19 protein-coding genes are annotated in these 21,483 nt (G+C 71.3%); 4 read left to right on the plus strand and 15 right to left on the minus strand.

Features of this window, described 5'->3' with window-relative positions:
* A partial coding sequence (locus tag AB0I15_RS63625; protein ID WP_358119564.1) for a glutamate synthase central domain-containing protein occupies positions 1 to 2,487 on the minus strand: 2,487 nt, incomplete at its 3' end.
* A 332-nt stretch (positions 2,488 to 2,819) separates the two neighbouring features.
* Between AB0I15_RS63625 and AB0I15_RS63630 the strand changes: the two genes are divergently transcribed.
* Entirely contained in the window at positions 2,820 to 4,376 is a 1,557-nt protein-coding gene (locus AB0I15_RS63630) for a bis-aminopropyl spermidine synthase family protein (protein WP_358119567.1), read from the plus strand.
* A 104-nt stretch (positions 4,377 to 4,480) separates the two neighbouring features.
* Here the strand turns inward: AB0I15_RS63630 and AB0I15_RS63635 are convergent, their stop codons facing one another.
* Together AB0I15_RS63635 and AB0I15_RS63640 are read right to left on the minus strand one after the other, a co-directional pair.
* Positions 4,481 to 5,068, minus strand: coding sequence for a hypothetical protein (locus AB0I15_RS63635; RefSeq protein WP_358119570.1), 588 nt, complete (start codon positions 5,066 to 5,068; stop codon positions 4,481 to 4,483).
* Positions 5,069 to 5,192: 124 nt separating this feature from the next.
* The gene (locus AB0I15_RS63640; protein WP_358119573.1) at positions 5,193 to 6,002 is read right to left on the minus strand and encodes a hypothetical protein; all 810 of its coding nucleotides are present in this window, start codon (positions 6,000 to 6,002) and stop codon (positions 5,193 to 5,195) included.
* Positions 6,003 to 6,116: 114 nt separating this feature from the next.
* Between AB0I15_RS63640 and AB0I15_RS63645 the strand changes: the two genes are divergently transcribed.
* A complete protein-coding gene (locus tag AB0I15_RS63645) occupies positions 6,117 to 6,470 on the plus strand; it encodes a hypothetical protein (RefSeq protein WP_358119576.1) in 354 nt (117 codons plus the stop codon).
* A 545-nt stretch (positions 6,471 to 7,015) separates the two neighbouring features.
* Here AB0I15_RS63645 and AB0I15_RS63650 read toward each other — a convergent pair.
* Genes AB0I15_RS63650 through AB0I15_RS63665 form a run of 4 tightly spaced genes read right to left on the minus strand, consistent with a single transcriptional unit; the run spans position 7,016 to position 10,213 of the window.
* Complete coding sequence (locus AB0I15_RS63650) at positions 7,016 to 7,666, minus strand: hypothetical protein (RefSeq protein WP_358119579.1); 651 nt, start codon at positions 7,664 to 7,666, stop codon at positions 7,016 to 7,018.
* Positions 7,663 to 8,949 (minus strand): prolipoprotein diacylglyceryl transferase, encoded by a 1,287-nt coding sequence (gene lgt, locus AB0I15_RS63655; protein WP_358119581.1) that lies wholly within the window; start codon positions 8,947 to 8,949, stop codon positions 7,663 to 7,665. Before lgt ends, AB0I15_RS63650 begins: the two co-directional genes overlap by 4 nt.
* 26 nt (positions 8,950 to 8,975) lie before the next feature.
* Positions 8,976 to 9,740 (minus strand): thioredoxin domain-containing protein, encoded by a 765-nt coding sequence (locus AB0I15_RS63660; protein WP_358119584.1) that lies wholly within the window; start codon positions 9,738 to 9,740, stop codon positions 8,976 to 8,978.
* Entirely contained in the window at positions 9,740 to 10,213 is a 474-nt protein-coding gene (locus AB0I15_RS63665; protein ID WP_358119586.1) for a MauE/DoxX family redox-associated membrane protein, read from the minus strand. The genes AB0I15_RS63660 and AB0I15_RS63665 overlap by 1 nt, the downstream gene beginning before the upstream one ends.
* A 230-nt stretch (positions 10,214 to 10,443) precedes the next feature.
* On the opposite strand from AB0I15_RS63665, the gene AB0I15_RS63670 reads away from it, so the two are divergent.
* On the plus strand, positions 10,444 to 10,995 hold the full coding sequence (locus AB0I15_RS63670) for a TetR/AcrR family transcriptional regulator (RefSeq protein WP_358119588.1): 552 nt from the start codon (positions 10,444 to 10,446) through the stop codon (positions 10,993 to 10,995).
* Positions 10,992 to 11,639, plus strand: a complete 648-nt coding sequence (locus AB0I15_RS63675; RefSeq protein WP_358119590.1) for a VC0807 family protein — start codon at positions 10,992 to 10,994, stop codon at positions 11,637 to 11,639. Before AB0I15_RS63670 ends, AB0I15_RS63675 begins: the two co-directional genes overlap by 4 nt.
* Here AB0I15_RS63675 and AB0I15_RS63680 read toward each other — a convergent pair.
* From AB0I15_RS63680 to AB0I15_RS63715, 8 genes are all read right to left on the minus strand, one after another.
* Positions 11,626 to 15,540, minus strand: coding sequence for an endo-alpha-N-acetylgalactosaminidase family protein (locus AB0I15_RS63680; protein ID WP_358119592.1), 3,915 nt, complete (start codon positions 15,538 to 15,540; stop codon positions 11,626 to 11,628). The genes AB0I15_RS63675 and AB0I15_RS63680 overlap by 14 nt on opposite strands.
* Before the next feature lie 166 nt (positions 15,541 to 15,706).
* Entirely contained in the window at positions 15,707 to 16,501 is a 795-nt protein-coding gene (gene trpA / locus AB0I15_RS63685; RefSeq protein ID WP_358119594.1) for a tryptophan synthase subunit alpha, read from the minus strand.
* Between the two features lie 136 nt (positions 16,502 to 16,637).
* On the minus strand, positions 16,638 to 17,807 hold the full coding sequence (trpB, locus tag AB0I15_RS63690; protein WP_358119627.1) for a tryptophan synthase subunit beta: 1,170 nt from the start codon (positions 17,805 to 17,807) through the stop codon (positions 16,638 to 16,640).
* A gap of 74 nt (positions 17,808 to 17,881) precedes the next feature.
* Entirely contained in the window at positions 17,882 to 18,721 is an 840-nt protein-coding gene (gene trpC / locus AB0I15_RS63695) for an indole-3-glycerol phosphate synthase TrpC (protein ID WP_358119597.1), read from the minus strand.
* 132 nt (positions 18,722 to 18,853) lie between these two features.
* Complete coding sequence (locus AB0I15_RS63700; protein WP_358119599.1) at positions 18,854 to 19,285, minus strand: DUF2752 domain-containing protein; 432 nt, start codon at positions 19,283 to 19,285, stop codon at positions 18,854 to 18,856.
* A 57-nt stretch (positions 19,286 to 19,342) separates the two neighbouring features.
* On the minus strand, positions 19,343 to 19,942 hold the full coding sequence (locus AB0I15_RS63705) for a CD225/dispanin family protein (protein WP_358119602.1): 600 nt from the start codon (positions 19,940 to 19,942) through the stop codon (positions 19,343 to 19,345).
* Between the two features lie 163 nt (positions 19,943 to 20,105).
* Complete coding sequence (locus AB0I15_RS63710) at positions 20,106 to 20,747, minus strand: DUF4190 domain-containing protein (RefSeq protein WP_358119604.1); 642 nt, start codon at positions 20,745 to 20,747, stop codon at positions 20,106 to 20,108.
* Positions 20,748 to 20,858: 111 nt separating this feature from the next.
* The gene (locus AB0I15_RS63715) at positions 20,859 to 21,476 is read right to left on the minus strand and encodes a TIGR02234 family membrane protein (protein ID WP_358119607.1); all 618 of its coding nucleotides are present in this window, start codon (positions 21,474 to 21,476) and stop codon (positions 20,859 to 20,861) included.
* Positions 21,477 to 21,483: the final 7 nt, after the last annotated feature.

The following is a 21,483-nucleotide window of genomic DNA, read 5'->3' on the forward strand; positions in this document are numbered from 1 at the left end:
CTTGAAGATCTCGTAGCGGCGGGTCCTGGTGGCGTGCTGGAGCTTGAAGACCGTCTCGGGGTTGAACAGGTGCGGCTCGCCCTCGCGCCGCCACTGGTATTCGCCGCCGACCTGGAGCCTGCGGTGGGCGTTCTCCACGCGCGGGTAGGCGTGGCGGTGACGCTGCTCGACCTCCTGGGCCAGCACGTCGAAGCCGACGCCGCCGAGGCGGGAGGTGGTGCCGGTGAAGCAGGAGTCGATGACCTCCTGGCTCAGGCCGAGCGCCTCGAAGATCTGCGCGCCGGTGTAGGAGGCCACCGTGGACACGCCCATCTTGGACATGACCTTGATGACGCCCTTGCCGTACGCCTTGATCAGGTTGCGGACGGCCTTGCGCTTGTCCATCGGCAGGGCGCCGGTGTCGACCAGGTCCTCGATGGTCTCGATCGCCAGGTAGGGGTTGATCGCGCCCGCGCCGTAGCCGATCAGCAGCGCCATGTGGTGGCACTCGCGGGCCTCGCCGGTCTCGATGACCAGGCCGATCTTGGTGCGGGTCTTCTCCTGGATCAGGTGGTGGTGCACCGCGCCGGTCAGCAGCAGCGCCGGAATGGGGGCCAGCGCGTCGGAAGAGCCGCGGTCGGACAGCACGATGATGCGCGCGCCGTCCGCGATCGCCTTGGACGCCTCGGCCCGGATCTCCTCCAGGCGGCGCAGCAGCGCCTCGCCGCCGCCGGAGACCTCGTACAGGCCGCTGATGACGTAGGGGTGGAAGCCGGGCAGGTCGTGCTCGTCGTTGATGTGGATGATCTTGGCGAGTTCGTCGTTGTCGATCACCGGGTACGGCAGCACGAGCTGCCGGCACGACGACGGCCCCGGGTCGAGCAGGTTGCCCTCGGGCCCGATGGTGCTGGCCAGCGAGGTGACCAGCTCTTCCCTGATGGCGTCCAGCGGCGGGTTCGTGACCTGCGCGAAGAGCTGGGTGAAGTAGTCGAACAGCAGCCGCGGCTTCTCGCTCAGCACGGCCACGGGCGTGTCGGTGCCCATGGAGCCGATCGGCTCCATGCCGGCCTTCGCCATCGGCGACAGGATGATGCGCAGCTCTTCCTCGGTGTAGCCGAAGGTCTGCTGCCGCTTGACGAGCGCCTCGTGGGTGGGGATCTCGCGCTGGCGGGCCGGCAGCTCCTCGAAGCGGACCAGGCCGGCGTGCAGCCAGTCGGAGTAGGGGAGCTCGGCCGCGAGCTCGGCCTTGATCTCGTCGTCCTCGATGATCTTGCCGCGGGCGGTGTCGATGAGGAACATGCGGCCCGGCTGCAGGCGGCCCTTGCGGACCACGTCCTCGGGCTTGAAGTCGAGCACGCCGGCCTCGGAGGCCAGCACGACCAGGCCGTCGGCGGTCACCCAGAAGCGCCCGGGGCGCAGGCCGTTGCGGTCGAGCACGGCGCCGGCCAGCGTGCCGTCGGTGAACGTGATCGAGGCGGGGCCGTCCCAGGCCTCCATCAGGGAGGAGTGGAACTCGTAGAACGCCCGCCGCGCGGGGTCCATCTCGGTGTGGTTCTCCCACGCCTCGGGGATCATCATGAGCACGGCGTGCGGCAGGCTGCGTCCGCCGATGTGGAGGAGTTCGAGGGCCTCGTCGAAGCTGGCGGTGTCGCTGCCATCCGGGTCACAGATGGGGAAAAGTCGCGAAATATCGCCAGGAATGTGGGCTGACTCCAGCATCGCCTCGCGGGCGCGCATCCAGTTGCGGTTGCCCTTGACCGTGTTGATCTCGCCGTTGTGGGCGATGTAGCGGTAGGGGTGCGCCAGCGGCCAGCTCGGGAACGTGTTGGTGGAGAAACGCGAGTGCACCAGCGCGATCGCCGTCTCGTAACGCTCGTCGCTCAGGTCGGGGAAGAAGGGCTCGACCTGGTCGGGCGTGAGCATGCCCTTGTAGACGATCGTCCTGGCGGACAGCGAGGGGAAGTACACGTCGGCCTCGTGCTCGGCCCGCTTGCGCAGGCAGAACGCGAGCCGGTCCAGCTCCAGCCCGGCGCTCCCGTCAGGGTCGGCGACGAAGAGCTGGCCGAAGTGCGGCATGACGGCGCGGGCGCTCGGTCCCGGCAGCTCGCGGTCGACTGGGACATCGCGCCAGCCGAGCACGGTGAGGCCCTCCTCGGCGGCGATCTCCTCGATCAGCCGGACGGCGACGGCCCTGGCCTCTTCGTCGCTGGGCAGGAAGGCGATGCCGGTCGCGTACGAGCCGGCTGCGGGCAGCGTGAAAGGCACGCCGGCGCGGTAGAACCCATCGGGGATCTGCGTCAGGATCCCGGCTCCGTCGCCGGTGTCCGGCTCGCTACCCTTGGCCCCCCGGTGATCGAGATTGCACAGCGCCGTCAGTGCCTTGACCACGATCCCATGACCACGGCGTCCCGCGACGTCGGCGACCATGGCGACACCGCAGGCATCATGCTCGTTGGCGGGGTGGTAGAGGCCCTGGGGCTCGGGGAACCCGAGGTGGGCAGCAGGCATTGAATCCCTCCCGTCGTCTTCGTCTGTCTAGAACTGCTCTACAGGCGGGGACGACGTTGGCCCTGCTGCATATCGTGGGTAGAGGTTACCGCACCATGCCGGAATGGTGCCCGCCACGTCCGCATTGCGAACATTCGGGCTATCCCAGCATCCGAACTCCCTATCCCAAACCCCGGACCTGGGCGCCGTAATTCCCGATCTGACCACGGAAATACGGCACAGGGAGCGATTTCCTTCCACCCTACGACGCCCCTCCCCACCGGTCACCCCGTCGCACGCCCGTCCATGCGTCACGGGCATGGACGGTGACCGGCCCTCGATAGGGTTTGCGCATGGAGCGCGACGGGGTGGAACGGCTGCTCGCCGAGGCCGGGGCCGACAGCAGGCGACTGAGGCACGCGCTGAGCCTGCTGTGTGACGGCCAGTGGTGGACTCAGCCCGACCTGGTCAGACAGACCGCCACCGCGCGGCGTACCATCGAGGCCCTGCTCCGCGAGCTGCCCCTCGAACGCGAGGGCGACAAGCTGCGGGTCCCGCTCATCGACACCCCCGCCTACCAGGACCTCCTCGCGCTGGCGCCGCCGCCGGAAGACCCGGTGGCCCACCTGCTCCCCCACTACACGCACGTGCTCGACCGCCTCACCGCCCTCGTGGCGGGGGCGCCGCGCGCCCGCCACGTGCTCGACCACGTCTCGGCCACGCCGGAGACCGTGCTGCGGCGGGCGCTGCTGCTCGGCGCCCGGTTCTGGCTGCCGAGGGCGCGGCTGCTGTGCGTGGGCGACCACGACCTGACCTCGCTGGCCGTCAAGTTGGTCCATCCCGAGACCGACGTCACGGTGGTCGACGTCGACGAGCGCATCCTGGCCTACATCGACGCCCAGGGGCTGGGCGTCCGCACACGGTGGGCCGACCTGCGGCTGGGGCTGCCCGCCTCGGCCAGGGACCACGACCTGGCGCTCACCGACCCGCCGTACACGCCGGAGGGGGTGGGCCTGTTCGTGGCGCGCGCCCTGGAGGGGCTGAAGGACGACGGGCGGGTGCTGCTGGCGTACGGGGCGAGCGAGCGCACGCCGATGCTGGCCTTCAAGGTGCAGCAGGCGCTCACCGACCTCAACCTCGTCTACGAGGCCGTCCACCCCGACTTCAACCGCTACCACGGCGCGGAGGCCATCGGCTCCGCCGCCGACCTCTACGTCCTGCGCCCCACCACCAAGACGCGCCCGGCCGTGACGTCCCGCCTGAGCCGCCAGGCGACCGCCATCTACACCCAGGGCCCGCAGGCCGTCGAGAGCACCCGGAGCGCGCCCGCCACGCCGGGAGGGGCCGCCTCGGAGGCGCTGACCGGGTTCGCCCCCGACCTGCTGGTGGGCGAGTGGCCCAAGGAGCTCGGCCGGCCCCGGGCGAAGCTCTCGACCTGGCTGTCCAAGCCACACGCCACCGCCCCCGACCGGGTGGCCGTCGCCCTGCCGCCCGGTCTGGAGTCCGCTCTCCCCCGCGTGCTGCTGGCCACCCGCGCCTCACACGTCCGCGTCGCAGGAGACGCGCTGCCGCCCCTGCCCGAGGTGCTGTCCGGCCTCTATGAGGTGAGCGTGACAAACGGCGCGCTCGACGCCGTACGCCTGCCGCAGCCTGACGGCGACGCGGCCACGGTGCTGCGCAAGATCCTGGACAACGGACACGCCAAGCTGGCCAACACGTGGCGCGAGGCCCTCGTCGCGGTGGCCCGCGCCCAGGGGACCACCCTCACCAAGAACGAGGCCCGCACCCTGATCCGCGAAGCGGCCCCCTGGTCGGACGACCTGACCCCGCTCGAAGCCCCGCTTCACCGCCTGTCGGCCCTGCCTGACGCCGTCACCACGACGGTCAAGGCCCTGACCACCACCACCTGAGCGAGCCGCCCGGCCGTCGTCCCGGGCATCGGGCTCCCGCGATGGCCCGCCTCCCGGAGATCGGGCTCCCGTGACGATTCACCCTCGGACCGCCCTGGCGAGGGTCAGGTCGCCGCGACCACGCGCCCCTGGACCACTTTCCCGAGGCTGTCCAGGGCGATGAGGGCGCCCACCAGTTCCTGCGGGGAGGCCGTCCCGCCGGCCCAGCTCACCGTCACGTAGTGGCCCATCGCACGGGCCTGGGCACGGCTTCGCGCGGGCTCGAACGTGATGCCCTGCCGGACGAACCCGTCCTTGCCCAGCGCCGCCACCAGCGCGTCGGCCGCGCGGCCGTCACCGAGGTTGAAGATGACGAACTGGCCGGCCACGGTCGCGCCCTTGAAGGTGCCTTGCAGTGCCTGCGTGCACCCCGCGGCCGAGGCGCCCCAGAGGACCTCGTCGCAGTCGGTGTACGCCTGCGTGCTCTCCAGGCGCATGGCGCCCAGGGTCTGGGTGGCCGGGGTGAAGACCTCTTGGAGGGTCAGCGGGGCGGCGTCGCTCTGGCGGGTGTCGATGGCCGCGTAGAAGGCGGAGGTGGGCTCGGCGTGGAAGGTCGCGGGACGGGGATCTTCACGACGCAACCAGACCCAGCCGGCCACGGCGACGACCACCACGACGGCCACCACGACGGAGCTGACGAGACGCCGGGACATCAGACGTACGCCTCCGAGCTCAGGACGACGGCACGGGACACCGGAAGCACGCGCTCGCGATCGCGACGGCAGTGCGAGGACGCCGGCAGGACGCCCTCGTGATCGTGATGACGGTGCGGAGACATCAGGAGGACGGTCCCGTGATCGTGACGACGCGGCGGTAGACGGCCTTCTCCGCACCGCGCAGGGCCAGCGTCAGGGAGACGAAGTCGTCCTTGGGCGTGGGCTCCGTGCCGTCGGTCCGGCCCAGCCACACGAGGCCGACGTAGTGGCCGAGCGCGTAGCCGCCCGCCTCGGAGTAGCCCCCGGCGGGGAAGGTCGCCTTGGCGGAGGTCAGGGGACGTGCCCAGCCGCCGCGGTAAAGAGTGTTCAATGCCTGGACCAGCTCGGAGGCCGACGTGCCGTCTTTGAGGTTGAGTAGCGTGTACTGGCCGATGTAGCGGCCGTCGGAGCTGGCGTACAGGCCGCGGGCGACCTGGGTGCAGCCGGCGTCCGACACCTGTTCGAGGAGGTTCTCACCCCACAGTGCGGCCGAGCAGTCGGTGTCGAGCCGTTTGGCGACCAGCTTCAGCTTGAGTTTCTTGCTGACGGCGAGCTCGCTCTGCCCGAACACCTCCTTCTCGGTGAGCGCCTTGCCGTCCTTGGCCCGCTCGGAGAGGGGGTCGAACAGCTTGGGCGAGTTCCAGCCCTGGAACACCTGGGGCAGGGCCGCGTCGGGGCTGAGCACGGCGGCGCTGGCCTGGCGTTCCGGCGCGTAGTCGCCGATGGAGTTGATGGCGATCACCAGGCCGGTCCCGGCCACCAGCACGCCGATGACCGTGGCGATGATGACGATCAGCCGCTGCTGCTCCGGGCGCAGGCCCAGGATGTCGGTGAGCACCGGGAACTCCCAGTCCGACTTGGGGGTACGGCGCCGCTTCCGCGAACCGACCACCGCCCGCCCACCGTCCCCCTCAGAGGACCGCCCATCACCTTCCCCATCCGACCACCCACCACCAGCGGCACCAGCATTGACACCGGCCCCCTCGTCCAGCCGCCGCCCACCGCCATGGGCGCCATCATCCGACCGCCGCGCACCGGCGCCATCACCCGAACGCCGCCCACCACGACCGGCACCGTCGTCCGAACGCCGCCCACCGCGGCCCGCACCGTCATCCCTGCGCCGCCCACCGCCAACGCCATCCTCAAGCCGTCGTCCACCGCCTGCGCCATCCTCAAGCCGCTGCCCGCCACCCGCGCCGTCGTCCAGCCGCCACCCACCGTCGCCGGTCTCCGTCAGCCGACCCTCGCCACCAGGCGCGACGGGCCGCCCACGACCGTCAGTCGCGGCACCCTGCCGGCCGCCGATCGGCTCCGACGGCTGCACGCCGCTGACGGGCTCCGCCGCCCGTCCGCCACGTGAGCGCGCCGCCCTCCGGCTGCCACGCGTCCCCGCCGACCGCCCATGACCCTCCGGCGCGCCCGCCGACCGCCCATCACCGGCGGCTTCCCACCCACGACCGTCGGTACCCGCCGACCGCCCACCGCCATCCGAACCCGCAGCATGCGACCCACGACCGTCAACACCCGGCGCGGGACGACCACCGGCGGCTTCCCACCCGCGACCGTCAGTGCCCGCCGCAGGACGACCACCGGCGGCTTCCCATCCGCGACCGTCGGTGCCCGCCGCAGGACGGCCGCCACCGGCCGACGCCCAGCCGCCGTCCGGGCCTGTCCCAGGTCGGCCTGGTGCCTGCCAGTCGCCGTTCGTGCCGGGAGTCTGGCGGCCGTTCTCTGAGCCGGGGGCCTGACGACTGTTCTCCGGGCCGCCAGCCTGACGGTCGTCGTCGTCCGGGCCGGTGGCCTGCCAGCCGCCGCCGTCGGTGTTCGAGGCCGACCGGCGACCGCGGCCCGTACCCGTGGACGAGCGGCCGCCGCTGGAGCCCGAGCCGGCTCTTCTCCGGGCCATCACAGCCCCGACGCCCTGATCACGTTCCCGACACCGAATGTGGCCGCGGCCGTCGCCGAACAGGCCATGAACTGCCGTTGCCCCGAATACCACCGGCTCCGCGCCGTCACGCCCAAGACCGGCCCGCCGCCCGAGACCGACCCGCGAGACGAGACCAGCCCGCGGGACGCGAACAGCGCCCCGCCCGCCACCGGCTCCGCCCGCTCGTCCGAGGGACGCCTGCCCGGCGCGCGCCGCTCCACATCCACCCCGGCCTGGACCGGTTCTCGCCGCGCCACATCGATCTCAACCTGAACCGGCTCCCGTCGCTCGACCCCGATCCCGATCTCGACCAGTTCCCACCGCCCGACGCCGATCTCAGCCTGGGCCGGATCGCGCCGCTCGACGTCGGTCACGGCGGGGACCGGCTCTCGCCACTCGACGTGGTTCTCAGCCTGGGTGGGCTCGTGCCGGCCGGTCGCCGACACGGCCTCGCCGGGGGACGGCGGCCCGGCGGTGCCGCCGGGCGCGACCATCCTCGTGTTGCCGGTGTCGCCTGCGATGAGCGCGAAGGTCGACACCAGGCCGTCGATCGCGCCGGACACCGACGGCCATGGTCGGCCTCCGGTGACGTCACGAGGTTGCTGGTGGGCCTCCGCGCGACCGCTCATCGCGAGTTCTTCTCCTTCGTCCCGGCTACTTCGGTGTCAGGGGTCTCGTCCGCGAGGCCGGCCTTCTCGCCTGCGGGCTTCTCGCCCTCGGGCTCATCGGCCGCAGGGCTCTCACCCGCGGCCGCCTCGGCTTCGGGCTCGCCGGGCTTGGCCGACGCGTCACCACCAGACGCGGCACCGCCAGACGCGACATCATCGGACGCGACATCACCCGGCACGGCATCGCTGGACGCGGCATCACCGGACACGGCGTCACCAGGCGCGATGTCGTCGGACGCGACGCCGTCGGAGGGCGCCGAGCCGGATGTGGATGAGACCGGGTCGGACCCGGACGAGGTGGTGTCGGATGAGGTCGTATCGGACGCCTTCGAGGTATCCCCGTCAGAGGCGCCCTCGTCAGCCGCCCCCGCGTCCCCTGGATCGGCCCCGGCGGCGGCCGGGCCGGCCTCCGAGGGTGGCACCAGGACCTCGACACCTTCCTTGTTCCTGGTCGCCCAGAAGTACACCACCGCGCCCACGAACAGCACGATCGACGTCCACTGGTTGATCCGCAGCCCGACGAATTCCACGGCGTGGTCGACCCCGCCCACCGGGTCGATGCGCAGCCCTTCGATCCAGAAGCGGCCGAGCGTGTAACCGGCGACGTAGAGGGCGAACAGGCGGCCGTGATGGAGGGCGAAGCGCCGCCCGGCGAACAGGAGCGCGAAGCCGAGCGCCACGTCCCACACCGACTCGTACAGGAAGGTCGGGTGGTAGAGGACGCCGGGCTCGCCGCCGTGTTCGACGTCGATCTCCAGGCCCCACGGCAGTGTGGTCGGCGAGCCGTAGAGCTCCTGGTTGAACCAGTTGCCCCAGCGGCCGATGCCCTGGGCGAAGGCGATTCCGGGGGCGACCGTGTCGGCGATGGCGCTCATCGAGATGCCGCGCTTGCGCACGGACAACCACACGCCGACGGCGCCGAGCGCGATCGCGCCCCAGATGCCGAGGCCGCCCTCCCAGATGAACAGGGCCTTGTAGGGCTCCTTGATCGCGCGACTGCCGAAGTAGGTCTGCCAGTCGGTGATGACGTGGTAGAGGCGGCCGCCGATCAGACCGAAGATGACCGCGGGGACCGCGATGTCGACGATCGTCCCCTTCTGGCCGCCGCGAGCGCGCCAGCGGCGCTCGCTCAGCCAGACGGCGACGATGACGCCGAGCACGATGCATAGCGCATAAGCCCGGATCGGGATGATTCCGAGATACCAGACCCCTTGGGAAGGGCTGGGAATCGAGGCAAGGGGCATGTCAGGTGAGGGTAGCGGAAGCGAGGCTACTTAGCCGCCTTCGTAATCTCTTCGCGCAGTTGCTGCGGACTGAAGAGTACCTGATTGTCTATTTCTGTTCCGTTCAGTTTCACCGTCGGCGTGTGGTTGAGCTTCTGCTCGTCCGTGATCTTCTTGCTGTACGCGAGATGCGCCGCGTCGTTCTTCCCCGAGGTCACGCATTCGTCGAAGCCCGGCGCGGTCACCCCAGCCTGCTTGCCCCACTCCTTGAGCTGGTCGGGCATGAACCCCTGCGCGGTCTCGGAGGGCTGGTTCTGGAAGAGCAGGTCGTGGAAGGACAGCCACTGCTTGCCGTCGGCGACGCACTGGGCCGCGTTCGCCGCCCGTACGGAGTTCGACTTGGTCGGCTCCTGCGAGAAGATCGTGATCGGGTGGAAGACGACCTTGGCCTTGCCTTCCGCGGCGAGGTTCTTGAACGTCTGCCCGCTGACCCGCTCCAGCTCCTTGCAGGCCGGGCACTGGAAGTCCTCGTAGATGTCCACGACGGGCTTGGTGACGCCGCTCTGGGCCATCACGGCGGTGCCGTCGGGCTGCACGGTGATCGGCGCGAGGGCGGCCGTGGCCTCCTCCGACTTGGAGGTGCTGGCGGCGTACCACCAGCCGGCCCCGACGGCGGCCACCGCGACCACGCCGGCGGACACGTACGTCACCACCCGCTTGCGCCGGTCGCGGGCGCGCGCCGCGGCCTGCTGCTCCTTGATCTTGTCGCGCGCCGACTTCGACTGCGTCTTCGTCCGCTGACCCTTGCTCATCACTGGTCCTCCTCGTCATCACTGGTGTCGCCCCCGAGCCCGAGGGCCCCGTCGAGCGCGAAGCGGCCCGACGGGAAACGTGCCGCCCAGGCGCCCAGCAGCACGAGGCCGAAGTCACGCAGGATGTCGAGCAGATAGGTCGGCTCCTGTCCCTTCCCCAGCTGGCCGCCGCCGCCGAAGCAGCCGCAGTCGATCCGCAGGCCGTTCGCCCACGCCCAGGCGATGCCGAAGACGAACGCGAACATGAGCAGCGCGGCGAGCACCGCGGCCACCCTGGTCAGCAGACCGACGACCAGCAGCACGCCGACGACGATCTCCAGGATCGGCAGGGCGTAGCCCACCGTGACGGCGATCGGCTCGGGCAGCAGCTGGTAAGCCTTGACCGCCACGACGGAGTCGGCCGGGTTGCCGATCTTCAGCGCACCCGCCGCGATCAGCACACCGCCCAGGACGAGCCGGGCGGCGGTCGTCACCCAGGGTATCCAAGATCTAGCGTTCGGTGACGGTCGTGACGCGGCCACAAGCGTTCTCCCTCTATCTCTGCGCCGAGATGCGCACAGTACCGGGATCTCATCTGACCACGCGGCGGATAAGCATCGGCTAAACCAAGAGAGTTGCGGTTTTTACTCGGGCAGGTTAAAAATTACTTATGCAGGTAAAGAGGGACGAGTCAGTCACGAGCGCCGCAAGACGGGCGCAGATCGTGGCGGCGACGATCGCGACGATCGCCGAGCTCGGCTACCACCAGGCGTCCTTCGCCCGGATAGCCGAGCGCGCCGGGCTCAGCAGCACGCGGCTGATCTCGTACCACTTCGACGGGAAGGACGAGCTGATGGGCCAGGCCATCGCCACGATCTGGGGGGATCTGGCGGGGTTCATGGGGCGGCGGGTGAGCGCCCAGACGACGCCGGGCGGCGCGCTGGACACCTACATCCGATCGCTGGTGGAGTACATCCGGGACCATCGCGCCGAGATGCGGGCCGCCACGGAGATCTTCCTCAACTTCCGGCCGGAGGGCGGCACACCGGCGCAGGACGCGGCCACGGACCTGTCGGTGCTCTCCCACGTCGAGCGGCTGCTGACGTGGGGCCAGGAGAGCGGCGAGTTCGGCGCGTTCAACGTCCGGGTGACGGCGATGGCGGTGCAGCGGTCGCTGGACGGGCTGCCGTTCCTGCTGGAGGCCGACCCGGACGCCGACCTGGACGAGTACGCCGACGAGCTGGCGAAGCTGTTCGCCCGCGCCACCCGCGCATGAGCCCCCGTGCCAGGGGCCTGCTCACGCTGACGATCGACATCGTGCTGCCGATGGGCCTCTACTACGTGCTGCGCGGCGCCGGCGTCGACTTCCACACGGCGCTGGTGATCAGCTCGCTGATCCCCGGCCTCAGCGTCGTCTCCGACCTCGTACGCCGCCGCAGGCCCGACCGCCTGGGCCTGTACATGACGACGATGATGCTGGCCGGCGCCGCCGTCTCCCTGCTCGTCCACGACGCCCGGCTGCTGCTGGCCAAGGACGGCTGGTTCACGGCGGTCGCGGGCCTGTGGTTCCTGTGGAGCGTGCGCGGCCACCGCCCGCTGGCGTTCGTGTTCACCCGCTTCATCCTCGAAGGACGCGTCGGGCCCAACCGCGAGTCGTGGGACGTGCTGTGGGAGCGGCTGCCCGCCTTCCGCAGGATCTGGCGGGTGGTGACGGTCATCTACGGCGTCGGCCTGCTGATCGACGCCGCGGTGCGGGTCGTCATCGCCTACGCCCTGCCGGTCGACGTCGTCCCGGGGGTCAACACCGCGCAGTACATCGTCTGGCTCCTGCTCATGCAGGTCGCGATCAACGTCTATCTGGTGCCCTCCGGCCTCTACAACCGCTGGTCCCCGCTGTACGCCGAGCTCAGCCGCACCTGAACCGGGCCTCACCCCAATCCGCGTGGTCGTTGCCGATGCCGTCCCCCGCGTCGCCGGCCACGAGGTCCACGTAGCGGGCGCCGCTCACGTCCGCACCCAGCTCGTACGCCGCGTCGGCGGCCCCCAGCACCGGGCTGCGCGCCTTCTCCGCCCCGTCGGCCACCACGCTGAACAGCACCGACCCCCGCGTGGCCTGCACATCGTCAACACCGACGAAGGCCGTGAACGCCGTACACCGCCCACCCAGGAAGAAACGCACTTTCGCCGGCGCATGCGTGCCAAGCCCCTTCGCGTACGCCTGCCCGCCGACGACGATCGGCCCACCGTCCGCAGGGCCGGTGTCGCCGTTGGACCGGTCACGCTCGACCGGCCCCCAGCCGTTGTCGGCGCTCACCCACTCCAGGTCGCTCGCGTAGGCGTCGGCCGACGGCGGGGGCGGCAGCGTGCGCACGCTCGCCGAGGCGGTCAGCGACCTGGCCGCGCCGCCGACGGTGTAGGAGGCCCTGGCGCCGAGCTCGTATGTGGCGTAGGGCGTGTCGGCGGGCGGCGTCACCCGCCACGTGGTGGTCAGCGTGCCGCCGGGCTCCACGCGGCCGGTTCCGTCGCCTTCCACCGTCCACCCCTCGGGCACCACCGGCGTCACGGTCACGTCCTCGGCCGCCACGTCCTCGAGGTTGGTGAACGTGGTGGTGACCTCGTTGGCCGCCCCCTGCTCGAACGCCGCCGAGCCGGGCACCAGCGTCAGCGATCCGCACGCCTGCGCGTCCGGCGTGGCGCCGAGGTCGGTGACGGCGAAGTCGTCGAGGATGAAGTCGGCCCCGGCGAGCTCGGCCCTGAGCGAGCGCAGCCCGACCCACACGTCGCCGCAGCCGGCGACCACCCGCTCGGTGAACCGGGTCGTGGTCCGCCGCTCGGGGATCGGCGTGCGCCGGGTCTCGACGCTCGTGCCGCCCTTGTCGTAGCCGGTCACCCACTCGTAGGTCCCGGCCAGCGCGTTCTGGTAGCCGAACGACACCTCGTAGGCGTGCCCCGGCTCGAACCGCGCGGTCTGCGGCAGCGTCCGGTAGATCAGCCCCTGCCGCTCCTCGTGCGCCTTCAGCGACCAGTCGCCGTTCAGCACGTCGTCCACCGTCTTGCCGTTCCACCCGGCCTGCGTGTACGGCTCGTGCCGTTCGGACAGGTGCGTGCGCGCGTCGAACGACCCGCCCGCGTCCCCCTTCACGAACGGCCCCCAGCCCGGCTCCACCGACTCGAACGTCTCCACCTCGCCCGCCGGCTCCCGCTCGAACACCCGCACGTCGTCCACCCGCACCTCCCCGTCGGCGGCGGCGGCCGTGATCCGCAGCGTGACGGCCGGCCCCGGCGCGGTGAAGGTCACCTTGAGCCGCTGGAAGAAGGTGTCGTGCTTCTCGTCGGAGGCGATGTAGTTCCTGGCCGTGGAGCGGTCGATCGTCACCGCCCGCCCGCCGGCCTCCAGCGTGGTCGCACGCGTCCTGCCGGGCTCGACCTCGACGAACGCGGAGGCGGTGTACGTGCGGCCCGGCCGCAGCCCGCTCAGCCGCTGCTCGAGCCGCGCCCGCGTGCCGCCGCCGAGAATGGCCACCCGGTGGCCGAGGTCGTTGCGGCCGATGCGCACGGGCCCGGCCCGGGTCCAGCCCTTCATGGCGTCCCCGTTGAAGCCCGGGTCGCGCACGCCGCCGCCCTGGCCCCAGTCCGGCTCGGGGAGCGCTGGCGCGGCGCCGGGGTAGAGGACGTACGGCACCCCCGCCTCGGCCCGCAACGTGATCCGCCCGTTCGACGGGGTCACCCGGCCGATCCGCACGCGTCCCTGGTCGGTGAGCCTGTAGACGGTCATCGCCCGGCCCGTCTCCCAGGTGGTCTCCCCTCCGGCCGGGTTGTAGTGGTAGTACCGGCCCTGCCACGGCAGCAGGTACGTGCCGCCGTCGAGCACCTTGCGCCCGCCGGCGAACAGCTCCCGCTTGCCGTCCCGGTAGGTCCCGCGCACGCCGCCGGCGAACACGATCTCGTCGGCGGCCCAGTCCATGATCTTGTGCTGCTGCAGGAACTTGACCGGCAGGTTGTGCTCCCAGATGTTGCGGTAGAAGGCGGTGAAGTCGTTCTCGGCCGTCCAGCCCTCGAACTCGACGATGCGGGCGTTGCCGAGGATCGGGTGGGCGTTCCAGACGTCCTTCTCGTCGTTGCGGATGAACCTGATGATCTGCGAGTTCAGGCCCTTGTTGGTGACGCCGCCGTAGTTGAGGTCGTTGGCCCAGTGCGCCCACAGCGACGAGCGTTCCAGCTTGTCCGACCACTCGGTGCTCACCTGCCAGCCCTGCGCGCGCAGCTCGGCCAGGGTGCGGTCGGCGACCCAGCCGAACGGCCTGAACACGTCCACGTACAGCACCGCGAGGTTGCCGTCGGTCTCCTCGCGCAGCCGCCCGAACCGCGCGGCGAGGGTGCCCCTGGCCAGGTCGCCGCGCTGGTCGATCAGGTACGCCTGGTCGAGCCAGTTCCAGCCCTTGGCGTCCTTGTTCACGAGCCGCTCGTCGAAGCTCTTCGCCTCGGGGTAGGACTCGGTGGCGTTGACGTGCGCGCCGAACGTGGCGTTCCAGCCCTTGCCGGCCTTCAGCAGCGTGTTCAGGTCTCGCAGGCCGCCCGCGCGGCGGTTGTGGTTGCCGCCGTAGTCGGGGTGCGCCGCGTCGTGGCCCTCGGACTGGTAGCCCTTGAGCAGCGCGAGCTGGCCGAGCCCGTCGGTGGCCAGCGCGATGCGCTTGACGTCGTCGAGCGTGCGCAGGAAGGGGTGGGTGGCCTGGCTGGAGAAGTTGAACGGGATGTGCGTCACCACGCGGTCCTTGGTCCGCTCCGCGCCCAGCGCCTTGACGCCGATGCTCCTGAACGCGATGGCGCCGTCCTGCCAGTCGACGACCCGGTCACCGTTGGCGTCGGGGGTGAGCACGACCTTCGCCCAGGGCGGGTCCTCGGTGAACGGCGCGCCGCTCGCGCGGTGGGTCCACTGGCCGCTCCAGACGCCGACCCGTACCGTGCCATCGGCCTCCCTCCTGGCCTGGTGCCAGAACCTGGCCGCGTCCCGGTCGGTGACGCCGGAGGGGCGGTCGTAGGTGGAGTTCGACTCGACGGCGGCGGCCAGCCGCCCGGTGCTGACGATCGCGTACGTCGCCCCGACGGGGGCCGCCTCCGGTGCGGTCTCGGCCGTGACCTGGGCGAAGACGTCGGCGGTGCGGGTGGAGTTGGGGTCCAGCCGGGTGAACGCGGTCGCCGCGCCCTCCTGCGCGCTCGACACCGACACCAGGTCGTGCCCCGGCAGGTCGATCGTGCCGACCCGGAACGCCTCGGTGTCGCTCACCTCGTCGATCGCGAACGTCGTCACCCGGCCCCGCACCCCGACGCTCGCCGCCAGCGCGACGCCCGGCAGGCCGTCGAACGTCAGCCGGTAGCGGGCGGTCGCGCCGCCATGGGCTTCCAGGGTGACGGCGGCGGTGCGGGGGTCGCCGTTGAGCACGACGGGGGGCACCGCCGTGCCGCCGTCCAGCGTGGCGCCGCTCGCCCTGTCGGTGTAGCGCAGGACGCGGGGGAAGGCCGGGTCCAGCTCCACCCGCAGGGCCGCCGAAGAGATCGTGATGGGCTCGGCCACCCGCGCCGGTGTGGGCGGCAGGTTCTGCGCGGTGGGAGCCGGCGGTGGCGGGCCGGTGCGCGACGGGTCGGGCGAGGGCAGGTCATAGGTGGGCGCCGGCTCCGCCGCAGGCGGCTCGGGCACCGGGGTGGTGAGCGCTGAGGTGGTGAGCGCCGGGGACGGCCGCTCGGGGGCCGGGTCGGCGGACGCCGGGGCGACCATGGCCGTGGCCGTGAGGGCGAGGGCTGCTGCGAGAGTTACGGGACGCATCGTCGTCCTTCCGGTCATGCGTCACACCGCTCGGGAGCCCCGATCATCACCCGCCCCCGGACCACACGCCAGGCACCCGAACGCCAGATCCTCGCACTCATCCGGAAATTTCCACCAAAAAAGCGCGGCTCCCCTCGCCGGGGGAACCGCGCTTCGTGAGGCGGTCTCAGCGGCGCACGTTGCGCGCCATGTCCCGGGCGAGCTGGGCGATGGACTCGCGGCCCGCGGCCTCGTCGGGGGCGTCGAGGATGCGGCGGATGAACGCCGAGCCCACGATGACGCCGTCGGCGTAGGCCGCCACCTCGGCCGCCTGCGCGCCCGTGCCGACCCCCAGGCCCACGCACACCGGGACGTCTGTGTGCGCCTTCGTCCGCTTGACCAGGCCCTCTGCGGCGACGTTGACCGTCTCCCTGGCGCCGGTGACGCCCATGAGGGAGGCCGCGTACACGAAGCCGGTGCAGCAGTCGACGACGGCCTTGATGCGCTGCTCGGTCGAGCTGGGCGCCACCAGGAACACCGTGTCGATGCCCGCGTCGGCGGAGGCCGCCCGCCACGGCTCGGACTCCTCGGGCGTCAGGTCGGGCGTGATCGTGCCCACGCCGCCCGCGTTGGCCAGGTCGCGGGCGAACCGCTCGGCGCCGTATTTGTCGATCGGGTTCCAGTAGGTCATGACGAGCGTGGCCGCGCCGGTGGCGGCGACGCCCTCCACGGTGCGCATCACGTCGGCGATGCGCGTGCCGTTGACCAGCGACCTGTGCACCGCGTCCTGGATGGTCGGCCCGTCCATGAGCGGGTCGGAGTAGGGCAGGCCGATCTCGATGACGTCGCAGCCGGCCTCGACCAGGGCCGCGGCGGCGGCGATGGCGCCCTCCTTGGAGGGGAAGCCCGCGGGCAGGTAGCCGACGAGCGCGGCCCGGTTGTCCGCCTTCGCCTTGGCGAAGACCGTCTGAAGAGTCGTCATGTCTATCCGTTTCGAAGGTCGAGTCTCACCATGATGCCCTGCCGCGCACCCGCCCCAGAATCCCCCGCGCCGGTGAGGCGCTGACGTTTCGCGGGCCGCGACCGGCCCGGCGCAGGCCGCCAGCGGATCATCGGTGTCAGAGGTTGAAGTACTTCATCGCCGTGCCCATGTCCTTGTCGCCGCGGCCGGAGAGGTTGACCAGGATGGTCGCCTCGGGGCCGAGCTCGCGGCCCAGCTCCAGCGCGCCGGCCAGGGCATGGGAGGACTCGATGGCCGGGATGATGCCCTCGGTCCTGGCCAGCAGCGAGAACGCGGCCATCGCCTGGTCGTCGGTGACGCCGTGGTAGGTGGCGCGGCCGGAGTCCTTCAGCCAGGCGTGCTCGGGGCCGACGCCCGGGTAGTCGAGCCCGGCCGAGATCGAGTGGGACTCGATGGTCTGGCCCTCGTCGTCCTGCAGCACGTAGGTGCGCGAGCCGTGCAGCACGCCGACCGAGCCCGCGGTGAGCGTGAGCGCGTGCTCGCCGCTGTCCAGGCCGTGCCCGGCGGCCTCGTAGCCGTGCAGCCGCACGCCCTCGTCGTCGAGGAAGGCGTGGAAGATGCCGATGGCGTTGCTGCCGCCGCCGACCGCCGCGCACACCGCGTCGGGCAGCCTGCCGGTCAGCTCCAGCATCTGGCGGCGGGCCTCGACGCCGATGATGCGGGCGAAGTCGCGCACGATCTCGGGGAACGGGTGCGGCCCCGCGACCGTGCCGAACAGGTAGTGGGTGGTGTCGACGTTGGTCACCCAGTCGCGGAAGGCCTCGTTGATGGCGTCCTTCAGCGTCTTGGAGCCGTTGTTGACCGGCACCACGGTGGCGCCCAGCAGCTTCATCCTGGCCACGTTGAGCGCCTGGCGCTCGCAGTCGACCGCGCCCATGTAGATGACGCACTCCAGGCCGAGCAGGGCCGCGGCGGTGGCGGTGGCCACGCCGTGCTGGCCCGCGCCGGTCTCGGCGATCACGCGCTTCTTGCCCAGCCGCTTGGTCAGCAGCGCCTGGCCCAGCACGTTGTTGATCTTGTGGGCGCCGGTGTGGGTGAGGTCTTCCCGCTTGAGCACGATCCTGGCGCCGCCGGCCTGCTCGCTGAAGCGCGACACGTCGGTCAGCGTCGTGGGCCGGCCCGCGTAGGTGCGCAGCAGGTGGTCGAACTCGCGCAGGAACTCCGCGTCGTTCTTGGCCTTCTCGTAGACCGCGGCCACCTCGTCGAGCGCCGGGATGAGCGCCTCGGGCACATAGCGGCCGCCGAAGATGCCGAACTTGCCGTGCATGTCGGGGTCGTCGCCGCGCACGCCGTTGCCCGCCAGGTCGGCGGCGGTCAGGATGGAGCCTTCGTATGCCACTGCTATCCCTCTGATGAGTGGTCGGGGCGCGTCGACGGATGAGCACCGGCGGTCACCAGCGCCTCCACTGCCTTGCGCGGGTCCTTGCCGGTGACCAGGCTCTCCCCCACCAGGACGGCGTCGGCACCGCCCCTGGCGTAGGCGAGCAGGTCGTGCGGGCCGCGCACACCCGACTCGGCAATCTTGATCACATTATCGGGGATCTTCGGCGCCAGCTTCGCGAAGACATCGCGGTCGACCTCGAGTGTCTTCAGATTTCTGGCGTTGATCCCGATGACCCGGGCGCCGGCGGCCACCGCCCGCTCGAGCTCCTCTTCGGTGTGCACCTCGACGAGCGGCGTGAGCCCGATCGACTCGGCCCGCTCGATCAGCGACACCAGCGCCTCCTGCTCCAGGCAGACGACCATGAGCAGGGCCAGGTCGGCGCCGTGGGCCCGGGCCTCCCAGAGCTGGTAGGAGGTGAGGATGAAGTCTTTACGCAGGATGGGGATGTCGACCCGGGCGCGGACCGCGGCCAGGTCTTCGAGGCTGCCGCCGAACTTGCGCTGCTCGGTCAGCACGCTGATGACGTGTGCGCCACCCGCTTCGTAGTCGGCCGCCAGCGCCGCCGGATCGGCGATCGCGGCGAGCGCGCCCTTCGACGGGCTGGAGCGCTTGACCTCGGCGATCACCGAGATCCGGTCGCCCCCGAGTGCGGCCATGGCGTCTCTGGGCGCCGGGGCCCGCTCGGCTCGCTCCTTGAGCTCGTCCATGGAGACGGCCTGCTGACGTGCGGCGAGGTCGGCGCGCACCCCGTCGAGGATGTCGTCGAGGACACTCGGCCCTTCCGTCCGCTCACTCACGCGCTTGGGGTCCCTCCGGTCGGCTTCTGGGGGTGGCGGAGAGTTCGCGTCGCGTACGCTCTCTGCCTTGTCCTGCGATGGTATCGGCCCGTGCGGGGTCACCTCACCACCGGTCCCCGAAGTAGAGGGAGCCTAAGGTGCCAGGAACGCCCCGAAAGGCAGGTTACGGACGACCCAGTAGACCACGACCACCCCGATGAAGGCCCACAGCCACGCCGGATGGGCCAGCGTGGTGCGTCTGGAACGGCCCTGCCAGGCGCGCACCACCCATCGGCCCCACCAGAACACCAGGAACGGAACCATGGCGACTGCGAGGGGATTGAGGCCGAGGGCGGCGACCGGATCGAGATGGGCCAGCGCGTGAATGGTGCGCAGCGTGCCGCATCCCGGGCAGTAGAGGCCCGTCAGCCACAGGAACGGGCAGGTCGGGTAGTGGCCCGGCTCGTTCGGGTCCACGGCGCCGACGAAGGCGAACACCGCGCCCGTGGCGGCCGCAACACCGAGCGGCGCGAGCAGCCCCTTGAGGCGTCCGCTCCCGCGCTGCCCGGTTGTTGCGATGCTCATGCTCCTAGTATCCGCCTTCCGGTACGTGCTGGTCGTCGCGTCGTGGTGCGGCGCGTCCTAGTACGTGGAGGACGGCACGCTGGCGGCGAGCAGCACGCCGAACACGACGTAGGCGATGACGATCAAGACGATCCAGATCACGCCGAAGATCAGGCTGCGCTTCCACCACGTCTTGGCCTCTTCGGCCGCCTGCGCGGCGCCCGCGTAGTCGCCGACCTGCCACTTGGAGTTCACCTGCGACGACTTGACGATCGACACGATGCCGAGCGGCAGGCAGCAGAACAGGGTGGTGAGGATGGCCGGGACGAGCTGGTTGTCCGGCGGGTTGCCCCCGGGACCGCCGCCGTAACCACCGCCGCCGTAGCCACCGCCACTGGGGGGCTGCTGGCCGTAACCGCCACCACCGTAGCCACCACCGCTCGGGGGCTGCTGGCCGTAGCCGCCGCCACCACTGGGCGGCTGCTGTCCATAGCCGCCGCCACCGCTGGGCGGCTGCTGGCCGTAACCGCCACCGCCGCTCGGAGGCTGCTGTCCATAGCCGCCGCCACCGCTCGGAGGCTGCTGGCCGTAGCCGCCGCCGCTGGGGGGCTGCTGCCCGTAGCCGCCGCCGGGTGGCTGACCGCCGTAGCCGCCGTCGCCCTGGTTTCCGTAACTCATGCTAATGACCCCTCATGTCGTCATCCTTGAGTCCTGTTGCGCGCGGCAGCCTAGCGAGAAACCATCTTCTACGAGGACTAACGTCCATTTTGCGGACAATTCGTAATCGGACCGCAAGCGGGTCGTCACGGCCCGGCTACGCTCACCCGAAGTTACCGACCGGTCAGTAGTCGTACGAACTCGACTCGACGGCGGCGCTCAACCCGATCAGGGACAGCAGCATGCCGCCGAAGATGAGCCAGCACAAGAGCCAGATGACCACGGTGATGTAGGAGGTGACGAGGCCGCCCACGGCCATGCCGGAGCCCTCCTCGCCGCTGCGCTTGATCTTGTTGAGCGCGATGTGCCCGAGGATCACGCCGGGGATGCTGGTGATGCCGCAGAAGACCAGGCCGATGATGCCGCAGACCAGGGAGGCCACCGCCATGCCGTTGGTGGTCCTGGGCTGGGGGGCGCCGTAGCCGTAGCCGGCCTGCTGGTTGTAGCCCTGCTGGGCGTAACCGTAGCCGGGCTGGCCGTAGGCGCCGCTCGGCGGCTGCTGGCCGTAACCGCCGCTGGGGGGCTGCTGGCCGTAGCTGAGGTCCTGGGGGTAGCTGGGGGGCTGCTGGCCGTATCCGCCGCCGCTGGGCGGCTGCTCCCCGTAGCCGCCGTAACCACCTCCGGCCGGCTGCTGACCGTAGCCGCCACCGCTCTGGGGCTGCTGGCCGTAGCCACCGCCGCCTTGGCTGGGCGGTTGCTGACCGTAGCTCCCGCCGGGCGGCTGCGCGCCGTAGCCGCCGCTACCGCCCTGATCCCCGTAGCTCATGAGCTGGCTCCTCTGATGCTCGTGACGAATTGCAAACGGCAGCTTATTGAGGAAACGGCGCCCAAGCAGACAGAGGTTCAGAACAGTGGAGATTTCGTCATGGTCGGCGTCTCAGCGGGAATCGGTGGGGTCGTCGCCCCGGTCGAGCGCGTCCCAGAGCGCCCTGTCGTCCCTGGCTTGACCGTCGGCCTGTGTGTCGGCCTGTGTGTGGGCCTGACTGTCGGCCTTGGCGCCCGGACGGGGCGCGTCTCTCTCGTAGCGGGCCGACATGCCCGCCCACGCGGTGCCGCGCGCGACGGCGAGCACTCCCCCGGCGATCATCAGCACCGCACCGGCGCCCGCGACGGCGGGCCAGAGGGGCACCGTCTCCCAGGGGAGATCGGTGACGCCGTGCATCACGTTGCGCTCGCTCAGCCAGCCCGCGACGGTGCCGGCGTCGAGGGCCGACCAGGTGCCGGCCGCCGCGCCGGCGCCGCACAGGGCCAGCAGCGCGCCGACCACCCGCCGCGTCACCCCCTTGGCGGCCAGCACGGCCACGATGCCCGCCAGCCCGGCCAGCGCGACGGGCGTCAGGACGGGGCTCAGCTCGCCCCCGGTGGGGGCCACCACGCCGGCACCTCCGCCCAGCACCCGCACCCACGTGCGGCCGGCGGCGACCAGCACGAGCAGGGCGCCCAGGGCGGTCAGCACCACCCAGCCCCACAGCTCCCCGCGTCTCGCCCTGCCCATCAGCGGT

It is taken from the genome of Nonomuraea sp. NPDC050643 (assembly GCF_040654715.1).
Lineage (GTDB): Bacteria > Actinomycetota > Actinomycetes > Streptosporangiales > Streptosporangiaceae > Nonomuraea.

Bases quoted from the DNA above. Each gene is read 5' to 3' on its own strand.
- AB0I15_RS63630 (WP_358119567.1), top strand. From the start codon at position 2,820: ATGGAGCGCGACGGGGTGGAACGGCTGCTCGCCGAGGCCGGGGCCGAC.
- AB0I15_RS63635 (WP_358119570.1), bottom strand. From the start codon at position 5,068: ATGTCCCGGCGTCTCGTCAGCTCCGTCGTGGTGGCCGTCGTGGTGGTC.
- AB0I15_RS63645 (WP_358119576.1), top strand. From the start codon at position 6,117: ATGGGCGCCATCATCCGACCGCCGCGCACCGGCGCCATCACCCGAACG.
- AB0I15_RS63650 (WP_358119579.1), bottom strand. From the start codon at position 7,666: ATGAGCGGTCGCGCGGAGGCCCACCAGCAACCTCGTGACGTCACCGGA.
- lgt (WP_358119581.1), bottom strand. From the start codon at position 8,949: ATGCCCCTTGCCTCGATTCCCAGCCCTTCCCAAGGGGTCTGGTATCTC.
- AB0I15_RS63660 (WP_358119584.1), bottom strand. From the start codon at position 9,740: ATGAGCAAGGGTCAGCGGACGAAGACGCAGTCGAAGTCGGCGCGCGAC.
- AB0I15_RS63675 (WP_358119590.1), top strand. From the start codon at position 10,992: ATGAGCCCCCGTGCCAGGGGCCTGCTCACGCTGACGATCGACATCGTG.
- AB0I15_RS63680 (WP_358119592.1), bottom strand. From the start codon at position 15,540: ATGCGTCCCGTAACTCTCGCAGCAGCCCTCGCCCTCACGGCCACGGCC.
- trpA (WP_358119594.1), bottom strand. From the start codon at position 16,501: ATGACGACTCTTCAGACGGTCTTCGCCAAGGCGAAGGCGGACAACCGG.
- trpB (WP_358119627.1), bottom strand. From the start codon at position 17,807: ATGCACGGCAAGTTCGGCATCTTCGGCGGCCGCTATGTGCCCGAGGCG.
- AB0I15_RS63700 (WP_358119599.1), bottom strand. From the start codon at position 19,285: ATGAGCATCGCAACAACCGGGCAGCGCGGGAGCGGACGCCTCAAGGGG.
- AB0I15_RS63705 (WP_358119602.1), bottom strand. From the start codon at position 19,942: ATGAGTTACGGAAACCAGGGCGACGGCGGCTACGGCGGTCAGCCACCC.
- AB0I15_RS63710 (WP_358119604.1), bottom strand. From the start codon at position 20,747: ATGAGCTACGGGGATCAGGGCGGTAGCGGCGGCTACGGCGCGCAGCCG.
- AB0I15_RS63715 (WP_358119607.1), bottom strand. From the start codon at position 21,476: ATGGGCAGGGCGAGACGCGGGGAGCTGTGGGGCTGGGTGGTGCTGACC.